1 protein-coding gene is annotated in these 1077 nt (G+C 64.4%); it reads right to left on the bottom strand.

Annotated features, from left to right (window positions below):
- Window positions 1–135: 135 nt before the first annotated feature.
- Window positions 136–893 (bottom strand): IS5 family transposase gene (locus tag EYB42_RS17210; protein ID WP_135451295.1). Its coding sequence is split into 2 segments (ribosomal slippage): window positions 136–563 and window positions 563–893, totalling 759 coding nucleotides; the frame shifts between segments, so codons are not numbered across the junction.
- Between the last annotated feature and the right edge of the window lie 184 nt (window positions 894–1077).

Genomic DNA, 1077 nt, shown 5'->3' on the forward strand with positions numbered 1-1077 from the left:
GTCGATGCCCTCGGGCTGCCTGTGCGGCTGATCCCGACGGCTGGCCAGCACGGCGACAGCCCACAGGCCGCCGCCTTGGTCGACGGGCTCGATGGCGTGGGACAGGTCATCGCCGATGCGGCCTAGGCTCAGGACTCACAAGCAATAGATGACAGTTGCGGCGAGGGCGCAGGCGGAGAGGAATAGGATCGGGCAGCGGTCGTAGCGGGTTGCGATACGCCTCCAGTCCTTGAGGCGGGCGAAGGTGTTTTCGATCCTGTGGCGTTTCCGGTAGAGGTCGGTGTCGTGGGGGATCGGTTCCCTGCGCCCGGACCGGGATGGGATACAGGCGGACATCCCCATGTCGATCAGGGCTTTGCGGAACCAGTCGGCATCGTATCCGCGATCGGCGAGCAGCGCCCCGGCCTCCGGGATGGATGACAGGAGCGCCCGCGCGCCCAGGTAGTCGGAGGTCTGGCCTGCGGAGAGGAACATCTGGATCGGACGACCCTTCGCATCGGCCAGGACATGCAGTTTCGAGTTCAGCCCGCCCTTTGTCCGGCCGATCAACCGCCCGCGTCCCCTTTTTGCACAGCCATGCTCGAAGCCGTCCGGTGTGCCTTCAGGTGGGTCGCATCGATCATCACCATCTCGGCATCCTGACCTTGGGTCGCCAGCTCGGTCATGATCGTGGCAAAGACCCCCATGCGGCCCCAGCGCACCCAGCGGTTGTAGAGCGTCTTGTGCGGGCCATACTCCCTTGGCGCATCCTTCCACATCAAGCCATTGCGCTGTAGGTGAATGATCCCGCTCAGCACCCGCCGGTCATCGACCCTCGCCTTGCCCCGCGACTTCGGAAAGAACGGCCTCAACCGCTCCATCCGTGCTTCCGTCAGCCAGAACCGCTCGATCATGATCCCTCTCCCAAGTCGGGAACTTGAATCATGCCGCAAACCGACGCTCAAGGGAATGATTGTGCCCCGCAGGGTGGTGTAAGAGCGTCGCCCCTTGGAGAGGTCCGGGCTTGATCAGGCGGCCACGGCGGGCAAGCGGACGGTGGGATTGTCGGTGACGCGGGCGAGTGTTTCAAGCGACATG

Origin of the sequence: Tabrizicola caldifontis, assembly GCF_004762095.1 — a bacterium.
GTDB classification, from domain to species: Bacteria; Pseudomonadota; Alphaproteobacteria; order Rhodobacterales; family Rhodobacteraceae; genus Tabrizicola; species Tabrizicola caldifontis.